The organism is Leptospira kobayashii (genome assembly GCF_003114835.2).
Classification (GTDB): Bacteria; Spirochaetota; Leptospiria; order Leptospirales; family Leptospiraceae; genus Leptospira_A; species Leptospira_A kobayashii.
Map to the genome: position 1 here is coordinate 2,976,461 of NZ_AP025028.1, position 17,488 is coordinate 2,993,948.

10 protein-coding genes are annotated in these 17,488 nt (G+C 39.6%); 3 read left to right on the forward strand and 7 right to left on the reverse strand.

What is annotated here, in order from left to right; genetic code table 11:
* Window positions 1-13 precede the first annotated feature (13 nt).
* Together DI077_RS13325 and DI077_RS19770 are read left to right on the forward strand one after the other, a co-directional pair.
* Window positions 14-373 carry a response regulator gene (locus tag DI077_RS13325; protein WP_109020358.1) on the forward strand — a complete coding sequence of 120 codons (360 nt, stop codon included), beginning with the start codon at window positions 14-16 and terminating at the stop codon, window positions 371-373.
* A gap of 18 nt (window positions 374-391) precedes the next feature.
* Window positions 392-2,857: a PAS domain-containing sensor histidine kinase gene (locus DI077_RS19770; protein ID WP_109020359.1), complete on the forward strand. Its 2,466-nt coding sequence runs from the start codon at window positions 392-394 to the stop codon at window positions 2,855-2,857.
* Here the strand turns inward: DI077_RS19770 and purM are convergent.
* The 4 genes from purM to DI077_RS13360 are packed head-to-tail and all read right to left on the reverse strand — an operon-like array spanning window position 2,850 to window position 7,118.
* Window positions 2,850-3,881: a phosphoribosylformylglycinamidine cyclo-ligase gene (purM, locus tag DI077_RS13345; RefSeq protein ID WP_109020360.1), complete on the reverse strand. Its 1,032-nt coding sequence runs from the start codon at window positions 3,879-3,881 to the stop codon at window positions 2,850-2,852. The genes DI077_RS19770 and purM overlap by 8 nt on opposite strands.
* Window positions 3,874-4,677, reverse strand: coding sequence for a glutamate racemase (gene murI, locus DI077_RS13350; RefSeq protein ID WP_109020361.1), 804 nt, complete (start codon window positions 4,675-4,677; stop codon window positions 3,874-3,876). Before murI ends, purM begins: the two co-directional genes overlap by 8 nt.
* Window positions 4,677-5,978 carry a pyridoxal phosphate-dependent aminotransferase gene (locus DI077_RS13355; protein WP_109020362.1) on the reverse strand — a complete coding sequence of 434 codons (1,302 nt, stop codon included), beginning with the start codon at window positions 5,976-5,978 and terminating at the stop codon, window positions 4,677-4,679. Before DI077_RS13355 ends, murI begins: the two co-directional genes overlap by 1 nt.
* Window positions 5,979-5,990: 12 nt before the next feature.
* Window positions 5,991-7,118, reverse strand: coding sequence for a S1C family serine protease (locus DI077_RS13360; RefSeq protein WP_109020363.1), 1,128 nt, complete (start codon window positions 7,116-7,118; stop codon window positions 5,991-5,993).
* A gap of 3 nt (window positions 7,119-7,121) precedes the next feature.
* Here DI077_RS13360 and DI077_RS13365 point away from each other — a divergent pair, with 3 nt between their 5' ends.
* On the forward strand, window positions 7,122-8,201 hold the full coding sequence (locus tag DI077_RS13365) for an aminopeptidase (RefSeq protein WP_109020364.1): 1,080 nt from the start codon (window positions 7,122-7,124) through the stop codon (window positions 8,199-8,201).
* On the opposite strand, the gene DI077_RS13370 is transcribed toward DI077_RS13365, so the two are convergent.
* The 3 genes from DI077_RS13370 to DI077_RS13380 are packed head-to-tail and all read right to left on the reverse strand — an operon-like array spanning window position 8,198 to window position 17,481.
* Complete coding sequence (locus DI077_RS13370; protein WP_109020365.1) at window positions 8,198-8,917, reverse strand: YqjF family protein; 720 nt, start codon at window positions 8,915-8,917, stop codon at window positions 8,198-8,200. The two genes, DI077_RS13365 and DI077_RS13370, sit on opposite strands and share 4 nt — an antisense overlap.
* Entirely contained in the window at window positions 8,914-16,884 is a 7,971-nt protein-coding gene (locus DI077_RS13375) for a biopolymer transporter TolR (protein ID WP_242935201.1), read from the reverse strand. Before DI077_RS13375 ends, DI077_RS13370 begins: the two co-directional genes overlap by 4 nt.
* A complete protein-coding gene (locus DI077_RS13380) occupies window positions 16,885-17,481 on the reverse strand; it encodes a DUF1318 domain-containing protein (RefSeq protein ID WP_109020366.1) in 597 nt (198 codons plus the stop codon).
* Window positions 17,482-17,488 lie beyond the last annotated feature (7 nt).

Below are 17,488 nucleotides of genomic sequence, written 5' to 3' on the forward strand. Positions count from 1 at the left end.
CAGGAGTTATTTTATGGCAAAAATACTAACAGTGGATGATGCGCCGGTCGTATTAAAGATTTTGAATCTGGTTTTGACAACGGAAGGACATGACGTGACCTCCGCATCAAACGGAAACGACGCATTGGCAAAAATAGAGAATGAAGCTTTTGATATCGGAATCTTCGACGTGAACATGCCCGGAATGACGGGAATCGAACTCACGAAAAAAGTTCTGGAAACTGCGAATGGGAAAAATATGAAAATAGTAATGTTAACAACGGAATCAAGCGAAGAGATGAAAAAGAAGGGACAGGAAGCGGGAGCTATTGGTTGGTTGATCAAACCGTTCGCCAATGAGTCTCTGATCAAATTGATTCAAAAGCTTACTTAGAATTCCTTTAGTTGGATTATGATGGATAACCAAACTTTCGTTTTAGTCTGGGCCGTTCTATTCAACTTTATTATTACATCTGCATTATTTTATATCTCTACAAAAAAAGATTTTTCTTTCGGACTGAGATCCATTTCGATTGCTTTTTTTATTTTAGAACTGAGATTCTTTTGTCTTCTCTTTGATGAAATATGGAAGACTCCGATTCTATTTCCCATAGCGGAAATTTTAAGTCTCTTGTCCGGATGTTTTTTGATTCATAGTTACTTCAAATTGTCTAAAAAAAAAATCAGATCGAGGTATTTGTTACTTCTGTTTGCATCCGGAACCGCCTCCATTCTGATACTCTATTTCCTTCAAATCGGACCGCCTTATCTGGCAATACCGAATGTAATCGTCACAGCTGTAGGATTTTTTCTGATAGGACTCGGTTTCTTTTTCCATCCCGAATTTTCACCTAACTTAAAAAAAGTCATTGCTTGTATTGCATGGATCATTGCAATTCACAGACTAAATTATCCGATCACATTGGGCATTGATTCCTTAAAACCTTGGGGATATCTAATCAACGGAACCCTTGTATTTGCGCTAGGGGTGGGGATCATTATCATTTTTCAGCTGATTCATCAAAAAAAATTAATCGAGTCCAACGAAGAATTGGAATCGGTTCAAAAAAAAATAAAAGAGATCAATCTCCGTCTTTTGATTTTAAACAATCAAACTCCCGCAATACTCTACAGCATCCGACTCGATCCATCGCCTCACTTTGATTACGTGAACTCGCAAGCGGCAAACTTGACCGGTTACAGTATTCAGGAATTTTACGAAGATAAGGAAATTTTGGAAAAGATCATTTTCCATAGGGACAAAGCAAAATTCGCACTCTTCTTTGAAGGAACCTCTCCAATTTTATTAAGATGGGTTCATAAAAACGGAAAAATACTTTGGACCGAACATTACACTACCACAGTTTCCGATGAAAGCGGACATCCGATCTCCATTGATGGAGTGGCCTTGAATGTTACCGAAACAAAAAACGCGGAAAAGTCACTAGCCATGGAGAAAAACCTGAACTTGACCGTATTTGAAAATGCTGCCAGTCTTTTGATTATCACTTCCAAACAAGGTTTGATTGAAAATTTCAATTCTTCCGCCGAAGATTTAATGGGGATTAGTCGGGAAGAAGCGATAGGAAAATTTATTTACGATATTATGCTGCTTGCTACCGATAGAAAAGCTCTGCAGGACTTAATCGAAGACATTTCGGATTTTCAATACATTACGGAAAGTATTACTCTTCGTTGTATTTCCAAAGACAATCAAATCAGATTCTTGGAATGGAGGCTTGGCACGATCAAAGACAGAACGGGAGAAATCATCAAAATCATCTGGATCGGTATCGACCAGACTTTAAAACGAAAAGCTGAAATAGAATTGAACGAACTCAATAAATCTTTGGAAAATAAAATCCTGGAAAGAACACTTGAGTTACAAAATAAAAATTCAGACCTAAACAATGCTTTGGAAAATCTAAGTAAAACACAGGAAAAACTGATCCACTCCGAAAAGCTTGCTTCCCTCGGTCAATTGATCGCAGGTCTGTCTCATGAAATCAATAACCCTATAGGAGCGATACAAGCTTCCACTGAAACATTACATAGGGAATGGGAAGACGACTATAGCTCCAAAAACAGACAAGTCATAGAAGATAACATCCTAGAGTTGACAAAGTTAACAAACATTAACATAGGTTTAACGACCGGAATTAAGAATCGAAAATTGCGAAAAGATTTGAAAGCAAAACTGGAAACAAGGGGGATCAAACTTGCAGAAGCTTATGCGGAACTTTTAACGGATGCAGGAGTAGTAGATATCAGTAATGATAACCTGGATTTGATATACGGTTGTGATAATCCTGAAACTTATAATCAATTGAGAAGGATTTTGGTGATCAACGGATCAATGAATCATATTTTTTCCGCTACCAAACGCCTTTCCCGAATCACATACGCCTTAAAAAACTTTGCAGGAATTCAATCCGATAGCGCATTAATACCCTATAAGCTGGAAGATACTATTTATTCCGCACTGAACCTTTATAAAGACCATTTTGCAAAAACAGTAACCTTAGTCACCAAATTCGAGTTTGATGGACATCTCCATTGTTACCCGTCAGATTTGATTCAAATGTGGTCCAATTTCATTCTGAACGGTCTCCAAGCGATGAATTACCATGGGACTCTTACCCTTAAGACCGGAGTTACGGGCAATTTTATCGAAGTATCGATAGAAGATACCGGCATAGGCATCAGTGAAGAAAACCGATCAAAAATATTCCAACCATTCTTCTCAACGAAAGAAGCAGGGGATGGCGTAGGACTCGGACTTTATTTGATTAAGGAGATTGTAAAACATCATCACGGACTAGTTTCCTTTGAATCAAAGGAAACAGGGACAAAATTTCTAGTACAATTTCCTATCTAAAATGAATCTTCGCGCTTTCGTCCACTTCGCCGATTTTGACTCCGGACTCACCTAATTCCTGTAACTGGGAGAGTAAATTCGATTCCTCTTTCGGATCTACGACCAAAATATAACCTACTCCCATATTGAAAGTGGCAAACATATCTTCTTCTTTCAGTTTATGATCCGTTTTCAATTTTTCAAATACATAGGAAGAAGGTATGTTCGATTTTGTGATTTGTGCTCCGAGTCCTTTAGGCAATACTCTGGGAATATTTTCATAAAACCCGCCTCCGGTGATATGAACCATTCCTTTAACGGAGACTTTTTCGATTAGTTCCAAAATCAACTTCACGTAGATCTTTGTGGGAATAAAAACATGCTTTTCGATAAATTCCAATTCGGAGGAACCAGTCGGCAGTTTTCCGTTCGGTAGAAGTAGTTTTCGAATAAGCGAAAAACCGTTGCTATGCGGTCCACTGGAAGGCAACCCGATGATCGAATCCCCTTTTTTAATGGATGCTCCGTCTATCATTTTGGATTTTTCCACGGCACCTACTACGAATCCGGCCAAATCGTATTCTTCCGGATCCATAAGCCCCGGGTGTTCCGCAGTTTCTCCTCCGACCAGAGAACAGTCCGCAAGTTTGCATCCTTCCACAATTCCCGAAACGATCTGTTCCATTTTTTGCACGTTCAATTTTCCACATGCGATATAGTCTTGGAAAAAAAGAGGTTTCCCTCCATTCACCAATATATCGTTCACGCACATCGCTACCAAATCAATACCGACTGTGTTGTGTTTATCGAGCTGCCTTGCGATTTCCAATTTGGTTCCCACTCCGTCCGTGCCGGAGAGTAAAATCGGTTGATTGTAATTTTTTAAAAAACTAACATCATAACATGCGGCAAATCCGCCAAGCCCACCCAGAACATTTTTGTTATGTGTGGAAGCAACGTTTTGTTTGATTCTTTGGACAAACTCTTGTCCCTTTTCGGTATCAACACCGGAATCTTTGTATGAGATGGGATTTGAATCAGACATGTCTTTCACTTCCTTTTAAATCAATGAGTGCAATTTTAGAATTTTCAGCGAATTTGTTTACGATCAGATCGGTTGTTTGGATGCATTTTTCATCCGAAGTATTCAGAAAAATCTCCAGATGATTCCGTCCTTTCGAATTCAACCCCAGAACATTTTTGATATGAATGGCAGTCCCCGAATTTCCGTCATATACGGATACATTCGGATAATGTCCTAAAATACGTTCTTTTAAAAAAACATAATGAGTGCATCCCAAAACGAAAACATCGGTTTTGTTTATAACGGATTGGATTTTTTCATTCAGAAAATTCCATGCTCTATCAAACGAACCTTCATCAATCAACTTGGCAAGACCTTCGCAAGGAACAGCAATGTAATCGTTCTGTTTGGGTAAAGTAGCCACAAGATTTTTGAATTTTTCCTCTTTCAATGTCAGCTCGGTTGCAAAAATAGCGACCGGTTTGTCAGGATGGGAAAGAGAAGCCGGTTTGATTGCAGGCTCCATTCCAAAGATAGGAATCTTATGAGTCTCCCGAAGAAAGTCTGCGGCGGCCGAAGTTGCAGTATTACAAGCAAACAGCACCGCCTGACAATCTTTAGTGATCAAATACTGAAATGCATTCTCAGATAACTCAAGAACCTTTTCTTTGGACAAAGGACCATAAGGACTATTCTGCAAATCGGCATAATAAACAAAGTCGACATTTCCCAATTCCCTCCAAAGCGAACTTAAAACAGAAAGTCCACCTAGGCCCGAATCAAATAATCCGATCCGATATCTGGAATCCGAAGCCATCAAGACCTTAGGTATTGGCTAATTGATTCGGCGAGTGTCTTATAAATCCAATCGAATTTAGAATCGTCTTCTTCCAGTAAGGTGACTCTGAAACCGTTCAAAGAACAGCAGAAAGAACTCAAAGGCACTACGCAAATTCCAACCGATGCGAGCAGATGCAATACAAACCTGCGATCCAAAGCTGCCTTGGAAAGAAGAGGCTCGACATATTCCTTTACCTTAACATTCGTTATCGGCAAGAACATATTTTCTTTTAAAGCGCCTTCTTCAAAAAGAACCGTTAGGTAAAATGCTCCCTTAGGTTGTACTACTTTCACGCCTGCTATTCCATCAAAGGCCCTGGTCGCTTTTTCCGCCCGCTTTTTAAACTTTTCATTCCTTCGTTTCAAATGAGGAATAAACTCTGGATGAGAATAGACTCTGGGGATGGACAACTGAGGAAGAGTCGTGGAACAAACTTCCAACATTTTTGCATCTAACAAAGATTTAATGTATCTGTCAAAAACGGGATCGTTCTTTCGGTTGAAAATTTCAAGCCAACCGCATCGCGCTCCCGGCCAAGGAAATTCCTTGGAAATGGAACGAAGAGAAAACCCGCAAACCTTATCCCCGATCACTTCGGAAAGATGAATGGAGCCGCCTTCGGAATAATTCACATGCGCGTACGTTTCGTCGCAAATTAGAATGATATCGTATTTTTCACAGATCTTTACGATCTCATGAATCATTTCCTTCGGATAAACCGCACCCGTAGGATTGTCAGGATTGATCAGAAGTATCCCTGCAATGGAATCATTGTATTTCACTTTGTTTTCAATGTCTTCCAGATCGGGTATCCATTCGTTATCAGGATTCAATTTGTATGTTAGGTGTTCGTATCCGGAATGAGCAGCTTCGGCGGAAGATAAAGTGGAATACGCAGGAGATGGTCCGAGAATTCGCGCTTCCCTTCGCATAAATCCGAAGATCTTTGCTACTGCATCGCCCAGTCCGTTAAAAAATAAAATATCATCGTGGGTGATCTGCGCCCCACCTCTTTCGTTCACTTTGTTCGCGAGGAACTTTCTTGTCCCTTCGTCCCCTTGTGTGGCTGTATAGGCCCAAGATTTGTTTTCCTGAACGAGACCTTGAACGATTTCTTTCATCCAAGGTACAATGGCTTCACCCTTTTGGATCGGATCGCCAATATTTTCCCAAGTGATCGGGACGCCTAAGTCTTGTATATTTTTTGCGATGCCTACAATTTGTCTGATCTCATAAATGAGTGCATCTGCTCCGGAATGGACTATATTTCTTCTCATAGTATTTAAAAATCACGGGCCTTTGCGATAGGAAGTCTCCACAAGAGGCACGGATAATTCCAACTCTTGGGTATCCCTCAATATCTTCAACCGTAAGACTCCCCCCAGTCCCACAAGGCCCACCTGTTCGCGCAAATCGTTTATATTATGCACCATCATTCCGTTTGCGCCTTTGATAAAGTCGTAACGGCGAAGCCCGGCTCTTTCGGCGCTCGAGGTAGGCTCAATATCGTAGACAAGCACTCCGATTGTATCCTTGGGAATCCCCAGGGATTTGCGGTGGTCGGGAAGAGGAGTGGTCGCCATCACCCCGAGAGTTGCAGGACGGATATTTTGCCCCACATTCTGCTCAATCTGGCGAAGGACTTTTTTAGCATAATTGATTGGAATCGCAAATCCGATTCCGGAACTGGAACCGGAAGCGGAACGAATCATCCGATTGATCCCCACCACTTCCCCGTAAATATTCAAAAGGGGGCCTCCGCTCGATCCGGGGTTGATTGCGGTGTCGGTTTGGATGTGGGTTTGTCCCGTTTCGTCCAGATCCTCTCTGGATTTGGCAGAGACCACTCCGACTGTAAAAGTTTTTTCCAACCCGTATGGAGATCCTACCGCAATCGCCCAGTCCCCTACTTCTATCTCATCCGAATTGCCTAAAAAAGCTGGCGTAAAACGGTCATTACTCGGTATTTTTAAAAGTGCAATATCGGCCCTTTCATGGCTTCCCACATAACGTGCCGGAAAGATACGACCGTCGGGCATAATGATTTCAATGATCTCGGCGTTTTTGATCACGTGGTAGTTGGTCACTACAAATCCCCTCTCATCAATGATAAAGCCGCTTCCCAAAGAGGAGATCCTTTCATCTTTCGTTTCTCCGAAAGCGTAAGGATGAAAAATCATTTCTGTTTTTTTGGTGCGAATGGAGACTACAAAAGCTTGTGCCACTCTGTACACATTTCGAAAACTCGACTGAAGTTGAATGGCCTGACTTTGTTTTCCGGAAGAAATCGGTTTTGGAGTTGCGAAAATTTTGGAAACGGAAGAACGGATCTCCGGAAAGAAAATCGCTACGAGTAAGACGAATACCAACCCAAAGTTAATGTAGACGACAGGCGGAATGGGATATTTTCTTTCCATACAATGCCAACTTACCTCCCACAATCTCCAGTTCAATTTCTTTGTCTAACGAAAAAGAAAATCCATTCGGGAGTCGTTTTTTTTATTCTATTTACCCAAATCCAATGCATTCCCTACTTATTTCATCTCGGCAAAGAACAATCCAAAATCATTTTGGGCAGAGAAAAGATCGAATCCGTATTGGAATCTCCCCACCTGGAACCGAAAATCAAGGAAAAATTAAAACTGATCCAAGAGGCCCGAAAATTCGCAATCTCCAAACTGTCGTTAAATGAAAAGGGCGGATTCGAATACTTCACAATGCTTGATCGTGATGAAATCGGCTGGAATGTAAGTGCATCTTCTCCACTTGCATTCGAATCCTATACATGGTGGTTTCCCATCGCAGGCACTGTTCCTTATAAAGGATTCTTTGATAAAAACTACGCGGAAGAATTGAACGAAGAATTGAAAAAAGAAGGTTATGATACAAGAGTTCGTGTCATAGGAGGTTACTCCACTTTGGGATGGTTTTCCGATCCGGTATTGTCACCCCAACTAACATGGAAAGATCATCGGCTGGTTGGTTTGGTATTTCATGAAATGGCACATGCGACAGCCTACTTGGCCGGAGATAGCGACTTGAACGAATCTTACGCCAGTTTTGTGGAGGGAAAAGGAGTAGAGGCTTATTATACCGAAAAAGAAGGAAAAGACAGTTCGCATATCAAGGAATTTTTCCGGGAAAAAAATACGAGGGCTTCCTCTTTAAAAATCCTGAAAAATTATGCACTGAAATTGGATTCTCTTTATAAAAAGGAAATTCCTAAGGAAGAAAAACTCATAGGAAAAAAAAAGATCATAGAAGAATTCAAAATGGAAATCGTCAGATTGAAATTCATACCGGAAGAAAAAATCATCGAGTTTCAAAAACGGGAATGGAATAACGAGGATTTTTTAGGTGTTTTGCGATATCATTCCGGAGAAGATTCGTTTGAAGCCTTATTTGAAAAAGCAAAAGGAGATTTCAAAACATTCCACAAACTGGTGCATGAATTATTCCAACTTTCCTCGGAAGATAGGAAGAAGTTTTTACAATCCTAAAGTTTTTCCTTTCCCCATACGCTTACTTTTACTCCGGGAGAATAATGAACAAGATCGGGAGAAACTTGAGCCAGACTCATGCCGCCGACGGAGTAATTTGCTTCCAAAGAGCGAAGGCGAACCGGTGTTAATTGCCAAGGTTCGTGATAAATCTCAAACCGAAAAAGATGATTCCCTTCTTCATTGTACAAACAGTATCTTTCAGTAAGAAAAACATCCAACTTGGATTTTTTGTCATCATTCCGGCTTTTGGAAACAAGTCGATATTCCACATTAAGCGATTTCGTCTCGGGGAAAAAATAGGAAAAAATTTCATCCTCGCCTTCAGGATTTGATACTGTCCTGGTTATCTTCTGATACTGATAACGGAGTCCGGACAACATGGTCGCCAAATAACAAGATATACGGTTGTTGGCCTCAATGCTGAGAAAATAGACTCCCGGTTTGTTATCCCGAATGACATAAGTGCGGAAGTTCACTTCATGAAAACGGGAGAGTCTTTCCCAAGAAAAAAGAAACTCAGGGTGTACTTTATCCATTGTAAATGCAACCAAAGAAACCCAAACATCACCTTCATACATATCAATATCCAAACCTTTAGGCACAAGTTTTCGGACCACTTCCAATGGAACTTTATAATGTAAAAACAAAGTATCGTTCCACTCCTGATAGTAAATGGAACTTGCTTTAATGTAAAGCGGAAAAATCCAGATCAATCCTCAATCAACTGGGAAGTGAAGAGTTTAAACCCCGTCCAATAACGATCTTCCGGGGCCATGACTCTGGCTTCCTCTTTCGCCTCTTCCAAACGTATCTGTGCCGCTTTGGGAAGCTCGGATTTCTCAAAATATTTTTTTGCAAATTTGATATTATGAAGCCCTTGTTGTGTTCCTGAATGAAGCATAAACAATCCGTCCGTCCGATTGCTCAAATGATAACTCATTACGGAATAATCATTGGAATAAAAAGAAATAGTTCCCATTCTATTATTCGAATAAAAGATCTGCCCTTTTCTTTTCGTAACATCATCCGATGCAATAGGCACTCCTCCGAGACTGATAAAATGATCCGGACTCCAATCGATTCCTGTAAAATCCAAAAGAGAGGAATCGATTCCTTTTTTTGCACCGGTTTCCCAAACAGTCAAATCTCCCAGAATCTTATCTTCTGGAGTTACGCTCGGACTATCATCAATATAACCGAGGTTAAATGAATTTGCGGTATAGACGGATTTTTTTACGGATGGAGAATCTAAAAATTTAGGAATATTTCCCAGATAATAATATTCCAAATCCGGTAATTGAATCGGAACCTTGGAATGAATACCGATAAGATAGATATAATGCCTCTTCCCTTTGGAAAGCCGGAAGGAATTTTTATATTTATCGGATACCGCATCTCGGAGCAGCGTTTCCAATCCGCCTGCCTCAGACTCCAGGAAATATCTCATGATATCCTTATTGATTTCACGATTGTCCGCAAAAAATTCCCGACCGGAAGATTTATTTCCTGCAAATCCGAGCAAATAGGTTTTTATTCCCACATCAATCAAAGCGGAAAGATCCTGGTTCTCCGGAATTTTTTTCTTAAGCCTTTCGCTTAATTCCGAAAACTTAGGAATCATTTTCCCGAATGTTTTTTTACCCAAATAACGATCGTCATATGCAAGCAACTGATCTCTTGCCATCGCAACATCGAAGAAAACTTCGGAAGAATTCTTTGCAAGGGATTGTTTCAACATATGCAAAATCAAAAATTCCCATTCTTCCCGAAGATTTATACTGTAATATTCGTTTTTAAACTGTTTTCCGATCTCATTTAGAAAACCGATATAGGAGGAAGGATTCGATTGAGTAATCTTTGTATAATATGGAATGAACTCGTTTGTTTTAAGGACATTTTGAGGAATTGATTTTCCGTAAATATGACCAACCTTCCATTTTAGATCCAGATATTCTTCGTCCAAAAATTTATTTCCGAAACCGATCTTCTCATAGGCGGATTCGAATTCCTTAAGATAACGATCTCCCGATTCCGAATCTCCCCGAAGATATAGCTTTTTAGCATAAAATAATTGAAAGGTGATCATTCTCATGATACGCCCTTCCTGTTTTTCTTCCTGCAAAATCAAATCGACAAGTGAGTTGACTTCATTCTTTTTTTGCAATCCGACGGAACTGCCCATGAGGGAAAACATAAGCGTTCTATTCAAATGGGAAAGTTTACTTAACACGGAATCACCCGTGGTTAAAAATTCGGGAGTCAAAACAAACGGATCAAAATAACCTTTGATTTGCAGATCCTTCCAACTTTGGTAAAGTTTGCGACGATATTGATCATAAATGGAATCCGCATAACCGAACTTAGTAAATTCACGGGAATTGATTTTTTCATCATAACCTTTCCAGTCTTTTCTAAATCCGTAACTATAAGCGGACGTGGAGGTAAGATTTGTCAGATAGATCTTCTGATCACCGAATAAAAACCCTCTATGAAACAGAATCTCAAGCTCTCTATTCTTTACTACGTTTTTCTCTTTGGCGGTTTTGGCAGAAGCATATAACTTTTGTAATTCGCCTTCCGCTTCGTAAATCAGGTAGTTTTGCAAATATAGATTTCCGATACGAAACGCCTGCAAAAACGGATCTTCCGATTTTTCAACTTCCATTCTGGCTTGGTTAAACTCGGCAAGTCCGCTCGAAGATCCTTTTCTAAGTTTACTGTAAAAACCGATCGCTTTCGCAAAAACATCGGAATTAGGCCCTTTCCAATCGGAGGAAGAATCCCCGCAATCTTCGGTAGTTTTTGCGGAAAGACAACTCACCAAATATTCATATCGGATTCTATTTCTGAAATCGGAATTGTCATAACGTTTCCAGAGAGGTTCAAAGAATTTTCTCTTTTCCACCTGCGGGAATAATTCCACTTTCAGTTTTGCCAAACGCAATTCCAATTCAGGCAATTTCGGATCGTTGTCGCCGAGCAAAGTGGAAGCCGTATAATAGTAATTATACGCTTCATTGAAGTCTTTTTCTTTTTCCTCGGCAAATCCCTTTTGGATGAGTTCTTTTGCTTTGGAAGACAATAGTTCCTTATTTGAAACGCGTTTATCCCAATTTCCGAGAATGATTATATTTTCCGAATTTCCCAGAACGGATAAGGAAGGATTGCCGGATAATAATTCGTTTTCAGAAGCGGAACCTGAATAACCAACTACGTTTTGAATCCTTTTGGAACGCAAAACTTCGAATAAATAACCGAATCTTTGCCAATCTCCGTTCTTGATATTCTCCAAAGGAACAGCCGCCATCGAAATTTCCGATCCGGAGGCGGAAAAGATTTCCCTTAAAGGTAGAATTTCGGAATACGAATCGGAGAACAAACTCCCGTTAAATGATCTTTCCTTATCAGATACCAAAATATCGGTATCATACAACAAAGGTCCCAATTCATTTTGAATATTTTGTCTGACTTGCGAAGGATGTTTTTTATCCGTTTTTTCGGTGAGGAGTGTCACCCATTTCCAATTTCTCTCGTTTCTTTCCGAAAAAAGAGGAATGTGATTTCTATCGTATATAAAACTAACAGTTGTTTTTGGAGAATTCGCCTTTACCCATTTTGATACCCGAACCGTATCCGACTTTGAAAACTCATTTCCCAAAACCTGAACGAGCAACTTATCTCCGAGAGCAGGATTCCATTTACAGGTATCCCCTGAAAGAGGACTAGGACAGATTTCCGCTTCCAGTTTGCCATTTGCAAACCTAAACAAATAATTCTGATTGGAAAAATGTAAAATTGCGATCCAATCCGAACCTTCTTTCGCATAATTTTTGTGATATGGATCAAAGAAAGAAATTTTTTCCGGACTTACCGAATTTACTTTTTCCAATAAGGACTGAAATTTTTGGACTTCTGAGTTTTGAGAACTTAACAAAGAATCCAAATTTTCCCGGTTTTGCGCTTTCTCTTCCAAAGAAACGACTAATTTCTTATAATTTTTTACCCAGCTCACCAAGTCCGCATAAGCAAGATTCAACTTGGAATCTTCAAATTCGAATTGAGCTCCTATGGTTTCCCTGAATAAATCTACATTTCTTCTTTCTTCCCAAATCGAAAGCAGACTTGCATACTCCTTTGTCTGTAGATAATACTTCGTTAGAATTTTAACAAATCGATCCAGTCGGGAACGTTTGGCAAATAAACGAAGTTCGGGTCTTTTTTTCCAGGAAGAATTCAATTCAGAAATAGATGTCTTAAGTACCGAGGCAACCTCCTGTTTGCGGTTCGAAATGGAATCGGAAGTATAAATTTCCGATTTCAGAACATTCAACCAAAAAATCTCATCATCCAAACGAAATTCATACGCAAGTTCGTAGGCTTCCTTCCATTTTCGTTCGGATAACGAAATATCACCTAACTTAAAATAAATAGTTGCAAGGTTGTGCAAGTTTCGAACCCTTTCTTTTCTAGACAAAGGGTCGGTGTTTAAACCAATTTTTTTAGGATCCACAAAACCGGGGTTTTCCAATAACCCTGCGGCTATCGCGTAATTTTCCTGTGCACTTTGTGTTTTCGAATCCAAAGAATCAAGCTCACCCAGATAAAAATAGGCGCCGCCAAGCATTATATCGTATTCTATATTTTCCGATCTGAATTTTTCATCGCATAACTCCGATATTTCGCAGTCGGAAGCGGAAGATTCCTTCCATTTGCCTAGATATGAAATCAGATTTTTTAAAGCTTCCCTGGAAACATTATGATTCTCCGTATTTGCCTCAACAAAAGAGAAAACGGAATATGTATAACCGATGAAAGCCTTTTCCTTACTAGCTTTTGTTCCGTTCTTCAAAACCAAATCGGCAAGATATTGATAAGAAGCAACCGACAAAACATGATCTTTATTTTCGTAATGAATTTGAGCTTCCACTTGTTTTGATTTCGCAAGTATATTGGAACCCATTACCGTTTTATGAAGGGATCTGTCCTGTATGAATTTATTTCTGTTTTCCAATTCCTTTAAGGCGATGGAAAATTCTTTCTGTTCAATATGGTTTTCAATTCGGATTCCCAAAGTTAAAAGATATTTAAAATCGGTTGGGAAATCACCCGGGAAACGTCCCTCTCCGATCACCCGAACGCTGTCCGGCAAAATAAGATTCCAGGGAGACCAATTTTTAACTCTCTTCCAAAATCCTTCTTTTTCCTTTTGATATTCCTTTTCTGCAAGATCCAACATCGCATACGAGTCCCGGAAGCGACTGGATTTCTGAAATGCGATTGCAAGGTAATTGTAAAGATTGACCGGATTTACAAAATTAATTTCGTTATTATAAGCGATTGCAGTCTGAAACGACACGGATGCATCCGTATAACGCTGACTTTCCAATTCGGACAATCCTTTCAATGAAAACAATAAAGCCAGTTTGGACCGAACATTCTTTAGGCGATCCCTGTTGAACTGGTTATCTTCTGAAGTGGCGGAGTTAACTGCCTGGTAATACTCCTTTTTAAAATAAATATCAATCGACTTTTCGAACTGCTCGATCGCCTTTTTATACTGTCCTTGGTAAATCAGCGAACGACCGAAATTATATCGAAAGACCGCTTCCTGTCTGTATTCTTCAAATTGATTTTTGGAAAGTAAAAACTTACTCGCACCTTCCACTGTCGTATAACTTTCATTTGCTTTCGGGTAATTGTTCAGCAAAAAATAATTGTTTCCTAAATTCAAATTCAAATCGGAAACAACTTTGGAATCAGGATAAGAATCTCCCAAAAATACCAGAATTTGAGTATATAATTCAACATTGGCTTCCAGATTTTTTTCAGGAAAATATTTCTTATAAAGAGAAAGATATTTTTCTTCATCCGTTTCGCCCGCAGGATCTTCCTTTCTCAGCTTAATCAAATCCACATATTGATATAACCAACCAAGCAACTGATAGGCGTCGTAATAAGTAGGATCTGCAAAAATGATCCATTTCAATTCCCATTCCGCTTTCTTATAATTTTCCAATATCTCTTTCTTTCTGGCGTCCGTCATCGTGCCTGTGGCATAATAGTAGGATTCGAAGATAACATATTTGTTTATCAGAAAGTAGGCGTATCCGTAAAGTGTCGCCAAGTCCAAATAAGGCCTTGCACGGGGAACGGATTGTTTGTAATAAAGCTCAGTCCAACGAAGTGCTTCACTGGAAAGAACTTCGATTTTTTCAAAATCCTTTATATTTACCACACTACGAAGGTATTTATTGTCGGTTACGACCGAAGTTATATCCGAAATATTTCCAATCACATTCAACTTATCTTTGCCAAGGATATTGATTTGGTTGAGTAGAGCACTCTCCTCTTCTTCTCTCAGTTTTTTACCGTAATCGAAGATCGTATCGACCATTTTTCTTTGGTAATAGACCGCATATTCTTTGTAAAGCGAGTCGAGGTATAAATTTCTCGTTTTAACGAGAAACATATTCTGATTGTTGAAGAAGTAGTGAAAAGAAGATTGCAAAAGATTTCCCAGTCTTTCGAATTCCAAAGCCTTATTTTCAAAATAGAAAAAAGCATTTTGAATCTCTTCTACTCCCAGATCCACACCTAAAATCGGATCATAAAACTCAAGATAGATCTTCATATTACGAAGTGCATTGGAAGTATTGCCGGTAGCCTTTTCGTTATAATACTTCTGCAAATTTGCCCGTAAAAGAACCGGATTTTTATAGACGGACTGAAAAGGAATCATTTCAAAAACGGAAGGTTGGCCTTGTGGTTCCAAATCTATATTTGCCGGTATGGGAATGATCGAATCCAAAATCGCATTGGATTCGGCGTATTTGCGATCCGATGCCAAGGTCTTCGACTTAACATACTGCAAATACGTTTTGAACAATCTTATGTTTTGGTTCTCGGGAACGGAAAGCAATTTATCCGCCCAAGCACCTAACTCTACATAGTTTCTTCCTTCTTCCACTTTGGTCTGAATATCTTCAAAAACATAACGAAGGTCACGGATTATATCCTGTGAAAACTTTTCCTTAGGATTGGTTTCAAAACGGATCTTCTCTTTCTCCCAAGTTTCGAAAATTTCCTTATACACATCCGGAAGAGTTTGCGAATCCGCATAAAAAGAATAACCGCCCAATCTTCTTTTGATTTCATGGATCTGATGATAGGCCGGATAATTCGAATAAATTCGATTCAGAATTTCGAAAGTTTTTTTAAAATCTTTTGCTTTTTCATAATCATCAGCTAACAAATGCAATAGGCCGGGAACAGCATCGGGAGAATTACTTTGACCGGAAATTTTCGAGATATAATTTTCCAATTCCGAGTTTCTGGTTTTAGGATTTCCCAATTCCCACCTACCCAAACCTTTTTCATAAGCAGTATTCCCGTTTGGAACCACGTCGGCCATGGATTGTAAAATTTGTTTGGCTAGGTTTGTTTTTCCCACTCCCTGAAGTGCTTGGGATTTGATCCATTTTACCTTTGCCTGGTAAACAGGGTAAAGAGGATCGTCCGAAAAAAACAATTCAACCGAATCCAAAGCTAAAAAGTAAGAATCCGGAGATTGTTTTTCCGCAAAACCTTTCGCATATTGATATTGTTCCGAAATGGAATTCTGTTTGGGAACAGCACCATTTTCAGGCAAAAAATATACATTGATCGAGTTGTAAAAAGGTGCGGAAAATAAAATCGAACCACCGTTAAACGAGGAGTATTTCACATCGAAATAAGAAGACTCTCCCGACGAAAGAACTCTTTCTGTTCCGTCCTTCAGGCTTTTCATGATTAAAAAATTATTATCACGTTCATCCAAGGTTCCATTCCCGTTCGTATCCTTTCGGATCGAGGAGTAATAAAGAAAATTCCCCTTGAAATCCACCGTCGGAGAATAATCCAAAAAATCATCGACAGTGATTCTTTTTTTTTCCGAAGTAACGATATTCAAGGAGTAAATTTCTCCGCTTGCAATATCGCTATAGGATAGATAATAAACGGTAGAACCGTCTTTCGACCAGGAAGGATTCACTCCACCTTCTTTCGTTAGCTGAACCGGCTTTTCGGGTTTTTTAGGATCAATGAGTGCCAAATTGGGAAGCCCCGGCGAAAATCGATCCGTCACATAAAGAATCAATTTTCCGTCGGGAGACCAAATCGGATCGGTATCCACTACTCTTTGCCCGTTCGTATCTTTGCGCGCATTCGGATTGGTGAGATTGACAAAATCTTCGCTAGGAAACCGATTTCCTTGCAACAATTCCTCAATCCATTCTTCCAGATTCATTTCCAAAAGAATAATATCTCCATCGGGATCATATTCTTCCGATACGAAAACCAAATAACGTCCATCAGGTGAGATTGCGGGTTTAGATTCGGAGAAAGGATGATTTGTGACCGGAACAACAACGGAACTTTCCAAATCCCGGAACCAAATATCAAAATTTCCGTTTTGATCGGTCGCATAAAACAGATACTTCCCGTCGGCGGTCGTAGAGTTGTATAAGTTATTTCCCCTTTGCACCGTTAGAGGGAAAGGTTTCGACTGAGAAGGAGAAAAATAGTTTTTGGAAATTCCCTTATAATCGAAATTAACAGGTGCTATCTTGACCGACCTTTGAAAAAGAGAACAGGCAAAGGAAAATACGGAAATGAATAAAACGATAAGAATGCGAAAATACATTTACATTCGCTCCCATTTTCCGGGTTTACTTTCGTAAAATTCTCCCGTTAAAACGGATTTTTGATAAGAATCGATAAGAGAGGACCGAAAAGCGGACAACTCTTCTTCTTTTTTCCCCTTTTTCTTTTCCGCTTCCAGCTGTTTTTCAATCACCGTTTTTCTGGATTCATTGATCAGTAAAATAACGTCTTCAATTCTCTTTTTTTTCGCAGGGTTTTCATATTGGGAATAAAAAGGAGAAGTGTTTGCAATCGGGTTGAGTTTTAAAATCCCTCCGATGCCTTCTCCTACCATTCCATGGATTTTATAACGTTTTACTTCCGGTGTTAAATATTGAATGCGTAGCAAATTTCCCTGCAAGTCGGAATCGGAGCCTGCGGAAGCGTTGATTTGTTTGTTTCCTCCTGATCCGCCGGAGGAGGACTGAATCGACGACACAAGCCATCCGTCTTTTTCCAAATCCCTATCTTCGCCTACCATCTGTTTTTCGGCGGCTGTCTGCGCGTTGGTGATCGTAATGGGAGGAACTTTCAAATTGATTAAGGCCTGGCATTGGATTAAAAAAACAAAAGTAAAAACCGGTAAGATACGAATCATTGGTTGT

What these genes read in the sequence shown, in the direction of transcription:
- DI077_RS13325 (WP_109020358.1), top strand. Translation starts at nt 14, where the DNA reads ATGGCAAAAATACTAACAGTGGATGATGCGCCGGTCGTATTAAAGATT.
- DI077_RS19770 (WP_109020359.1), top strand. Translation starts at nt 392, where the DNA reads ATGATGGATAACCAAACTTTCGTTTTAGTCTGGGCCGTTCTATTCAAC.
- purM (WP_109020360.1), bottom strand. Translation starts at nt 3,881, where the DNA reads ATGTCTGATTCAAATCCCATCTCATACAAAGATTCCGGTGTTGATACC.
- murI (WP_109020361.1), bottom strand. Translation starts at nt 4,677, where the DNA reads ATGGCTTCGGATTCCAGATATCGGATCGGATTATTTGATTCGGGCCTA.
- DI077_RS13355 (WP_109020362.1), bottom strand. Translation starts at nt 5,978, where the DNA reads ATGAGAAGAAATATAGTCCATTCCGGAGCAGATGCACTCATTTATGAG.
- DI077_RS13360 (WP_109020363.1), bottom strand. Translation starts at nt 7,118, where the DNA reads ATGGAAAGAAAATATCCCATTCCGCCTGTCGTCTACATTAACTTTGGG.
- DI077_RS13365 (WP_109020364.1), top strand. Translation starts at nt 7,122, where the DNA reads ATGCCAACTTACCTCCCACAATCTCCAGTTCAATTTCTTTGTCTAACG.
- DI077_RS13375 (WP_242935201.1), bottom strand. Translation starts at nt 16,884, where the DNA reads ATGTATTTTCGCATTCTTATCGTTTTATTCATTTCCGTATTTTCCTTT.
- DI077_RS13380 (WP_109020366.1), bottom strand. Translation starts at nt 17,481, where the DNA reads ATGATTCGTATCTTACCGGTTTTTACTTTTGTTTTTTTAATCCAATGC.